General features: G+C 39.4%; 2 protein-coding genes. Both read right to left on the reverse strand.

All coding sequences use genetic code 11. The features are described from left to right. Nucleotides 1-117: 117 nt before the first annotated feature. A complete protein-coding gene (gene mnmE, locus K1X82_14705; GenBank protein MBX7183360.1) occupies nt 118-1,497 on the reverse strand; it encodes a tRNA uridine-5-carboxymethylaminomethyl(34) synthesis GTPase MnmE in 1,380 nt (459 codons plus the stop codon). Beyond that, a partial coding sequence (locus K1X82_14710; protein MBX7183361.1) for a PKD domain-containing protein occupies nt 1,498-5,016 on the reverse strand: 3,519 nt, incomplete at its 5' end. It abuts the gene before it with no gap.

Here is a 5,016-nt window from a genome sequence, read left to right on the forward strand (position 1 = left end):
GGGCAACAATTAGGCAACAAATATAGGTAAAAAAGTAGAGTTGGGCAACAAAAAAGAGAAGGATAAATCAGCTAAAACCCAACAAAAACAAGCATTTATGAAACAAAGGAAAGATAGTTACTTTCCAATACAGAATCTACCGAAAATATTTCCTAACAACTCATCCGTACTCACTACTCCGGTAATTTCACCAAGATGATAAAGTGCTTTACGAATATCAATTGCAACAAAATCTGCTGAAATCTGATTATTTAAACCGGATAATACTTCTTCTAAAGCTAGATCGGCCTTATACAACGAATCATAATGCCTAACATTGGTAACAATCGTTTGTTCAGCAGCCGGCTTTTCTCCAACCAAATGTACCATGGTCTTAACCAACTCTGAAATACCAACCTTAGCCTTAGCTGAAATTACCAATGCTTTAGGAAACACCTCCAAAAATTGAGAAATTGAATCAGGAGAAAGATGATCTGACTTATTCAAAACCAAAATGGAATCCGCATCCTTTCGTTTTGTTTCATTTACTTCATGCCAAATATCCTTCACTTGCACCATAGTGGATTGAGTCAAATCAATCAATACCACTATCAAAGTAGCACTTCTTATTTTATCAAAACTACGTTCAATACCCAACTTTTCAATCGAATCGCTTGTGCTCCGAATCCCAGCCGTATCAATGAACCTAAACCGAATTCCATCCAGTATTACCTCATCTTCTATGGTATCTCTGGTTGTACCGGCTATATCTGAGACAATGGCTCGGTCTTCATTCAAAAGGGCATTCAACAAGGTTGACTTTCCAACATTCGGTTGTCCTGCAATGGCAACTGGTACTCCGTTTTTTATGGCATTTCCCATTTTAAAAGAGCTCAAGAGTTTTGCCAAACCAACCCTAATCTTACTAACCACATTTTGCAACTGCTGCCTATCTGCAAATTCCACATCCTCTTGGCTAAAATCCAATTCCAATTCAATCAGTGCAGCAAAATGAACTAAATCATCTCGAAGTTGGGCCAAATCAGCTGAAAATCCACCTCGCATCTGATGCATTGCAACCTGATGAGACGCATGATTTTCTGCAGCAATCAAGTCTGCTACGGCCTCTGCCTGCAACAAATCCTTCTTACCATGTAAAAATGCCCTCATCGTAAACTCTCCCGGACCGGCCATTCTTGCTCCCTTTTCAATCAGCAATTCCAATACCCTTTTTTGAATAAAGACAGAACCATGACATGATATCTCAGCAGTATCTTCGCCTGTATAGGAAAATGGGGAACGAAAAACACTTATTAAGACTTCATCAATTCGCTCAAATCCATCTTTAATAAATCCATAAACAATGGAATTACCTGCTGTTTCTGCTAATTTTCTTTTTCCTTCAAAAACCTGATCAACCAAGTTCAAACTCCCCTTGCCACTGATTCGAATAACAGCAATGGCACCTGCGCCAGGGGCAGTAGCAATGGCAACAATTGGCTCTTGTTCTGCTAGCATTTATCGTATAACAGTTACTGTGCCGGCATCTTTATACAACCGGGGTTCAACCTCTTTTCCAATCCAATATTCGCCATTCTCAAACCTAGCTTCAATTTTCCAAAAATAGGCGTCCAATGGAACCGGCTCACCTTTATAGTATCCGTTCCACCCTTCAGAAGGCATGCTATTTTCAAGCTTTTGAGTTTCAAAAATTAAATTCCCCCATTCATCCCAAATTGTTAGTCTATATTCCTTTAAACCTTTTCCCTTAGGAAGGAATATTCCAAATTCTCCATCACCTCCAAGCACCAAGGCATTGGGGACAAACAAACCACCAAAAAAACCTATCCTTACAGTTTTCTCAATAGTATCGGTACAACCATTGGCCGCAGTTATTAATAACAAAACATCTTTGTTTCCCCAAAATTCATATTGATGAACTAAGCTATCATTTTCTGTAGAGAAAAATCCATCACCCAGATTCCAACTACTTGAAACATTGTCAACCGATTGATTAGTAAAAAATACAGTTCCATCAATTTGGGGATCACTTTGAACAGTATAATTAAAATCTGCAAAAGGTCTTGGTAATACCTGGATCATACCAGGCATAAATACTGAATTCTGACACCCTCCCTGACCGGTAATAGTGAGAGATATGGAATATAATCCTGCCGTTTCAAACACATGAAATGGTTCTTGTTCAGAACTATTTTGTCCATCACCAAACCCCCACGAATAGGTTATGGCATTTTGACTAGTATTATTAAAATTAGCCAAAAATGGTTCACAGCCAATTGGATCTACCACGGAAAAATCAGCTATTGGCGTTGGATAAACAGAGTAAATTGCTGCAATTGAATCCCTACAGCCTAAATTAGTAATAGCAACTAGTTGAACCGGATAATTACCTGCAGAATCATATAAAACCTGACCGGCAAAACCATTGCTAGAGTCAGCGTTACCATAAGTCCAAATGTATTGAGATGCTCCCGTAGTTTGATTATTAAAGTTTACCTGAACCGGAGAAAAACAGGAAGAATCCGTGGTGGCAGAAAATTGTACCTGAGGCAAAGGGTGAATCACATGAGCCAACTCTAAGGTATCTGAACAACCAAAGGCCGAATTAACCACCAAGGTAACCTCATAAGTCCCATCCTGCTGGTATACATGCAAAGGATTGGGTTGTGTTGAACTAGTTCCATCACCAAAACTCCAATTCCATTGATTAATATTTCCGGATGCTATGGTTGAACTATCTATAAAAGTACTGGTTTCTCTCAAACAAACTGGTAATATGGAAAAAGATGCCATAGGAAGCGGGTAAATAACAATATCAAGTCTACTGGTATCTGTGCAGCCTTGGTCGCTAGTTGCAATGGAAGTAACTCCAAAGGTATCGGCTTGTAAATAGGTATGAATTGGATGTAAACTGGTTTGTGAAGTACCATCTCCAAAGTCCCAATTAATTGCAGAAATAGCTCCCTGCCCTATATTGATTACCCCAGAAAAATCCACAGCCTGATTCAAACAAACATTCTGTCCAATAGCATCCCAACTTGGAACAGCATGTACAACTACATTTTGCCTAATGGTATCAACACACCCATTGCTGGACGAAACTATTAATTGAACCGGATAGGTGCCAAATCCGGGAAATAAATAGGTTGGATTTGTTACTGTACTTGAATTCCCTCCAAAATCCCAGGCAAATGTTGAACTTAAGGAGTCATTGGTAGACAGATTGGTGAAATTGGTAAGATTACCCTCACAAACAGAGTCGGAAATAAATCCAGCTAAAGGATTAGGTCTAACGATAACTCTAACAGTATCCGAATTTGAACATAATCCCTTTACAACCGTAACAATATAATCTGTGGTTTGATTAGGGCTAGCCAAAGGATTGGATAAAGTATCGTTATTTAATCCGTTACTCGGCCCCCATAAATAACCTGTCCCACCGGAAGCTTGTAATTGAACAGACTCGCCTAAACAAATAGTTTGATCTAAACCGGCAAATACAGGTAAAGGTGAAATAGAAATAGAGTCTGATGCGGCAATAGTAAAAGAACAACCCGTATTGGCATTCTCTAACAATAAATTAGGCAAATAGGACCCTAAATTCTGAAATAAATGTGTAATTGTTGCACCATTACCAACTTCACCGTCTCCAAAATCCCAAGTATAATCAGTGGTATTAAAAGCCGTTGCGGTAAAGGTTATGAGGTATGGTGGACAACCTAAGGTATCCGGACCAAAAGTAAAACTTCCATAAGGTCCACGAACCGATATCAAGCTATCAACAAGTAATGAATCCTTGCAGCCATTCGCATTGGTTACCACTAGGCCCACTTGAAAATTACCACTTACAACATACAAATGCCCGGGATTTTCGATCACAGAATTTGTACCATCACCAAAATCCCATTGCCAAGAAATCACATCGGAAGAAGATTGGTCTGTAAAACTTGCTAATAAAGGTGGACAATTGGCAACAGTTGGTGCAGCAGAGAAATTGGCAGTTGGAATGGCAATATGAATTAAATTAGATAAGGTATTGGTTTTAGAACATCCATTGGCATTGGTAACCGTAACAGACACGGAGTAAATTCCGGGAGAGGAATAAACATGTGTACTATTAGCCTGATTGGAAGTTGAACCATCTCCAAAATCCCAGGAAACACTCAATCCAGCAGCAGAAAAAAGTCTATGAAAATTAATCTCCTGGCCTGGACAAGGATTTTCATCATCTACTTCAAAATCAGGGAAAGGTAATGGCAAAATAGAAACTGCACTAGGCAGAGAAACAGTTGAAGTACAACCTGAAACCTCGGTTACAGTTAATTCAACCGGAAAGACTCCGGTAGTCAAATAAGAGTGTGAGATAGTTTGACCATTTCCTGAACTGCCATCTCCAAAATCCCAACTCCAATTGGTTATAGCCGAAGTGCTACTACCCGTAAAAACCGCAAAAACGGAATCACATGAAAAAGTAGTATCTACTGAAAAGGTAGCTTGTGGTCCATTTACAACCACATAACCTGCCTCAAATAATGTATCTATACAACCTGAACTATACCGTAAAATTAAGCCAACATTATACACTCCGGGTTGAGTATAAACATGAACAGGATCACTTCCCGAACTCGTGGTTCCATCACCAAATGTCCATGTACGACCAATAATCCCCGACCCGATTATATCAAAGGTTACACTTAAAGGTGCACAACCGGTTCGAGGAGTAACGGCAACAAATGAAGAACTTGTATTGGTAAGTGTCAAGGAAAGCGTATCGGTATCTGAACAACCCGTTGTAGCATTTGTCACTGTATGTATTACCGTATATTGCCCGGTAGCAGAATAGGTATGATTAGGGTCTGCCAATGTGGAAGTAGCACCATCCCCAAAATTCCAAAAATAGGTATCAGGTAAAATTGAAGTATCATTGTAAAAAACTGTCAAAGGTGCCGTGCAATCCTTGCTATAAGTAAAACGATTGACCGGGGCAAGCAAATAGAGAAATGAATCCCTGGATAA

Source organism: Bacteroidia bacterium (genome assembly GCA_019695265.1).
GTDB lineage: Bacteria > Bacteroidota > Bacteroidia > JAIBAJ01 > JAIBAJ01 > JAIBAJ01.

Coding starts and splice junctions, on each gene's coding strand:
- mnmE (MBX7183360.1), bottom strand. CDS start 1,497: ATGCTAGCAGAACAAGAGCCAATTGTTGCCATTGCTACTGCCCCTGGC.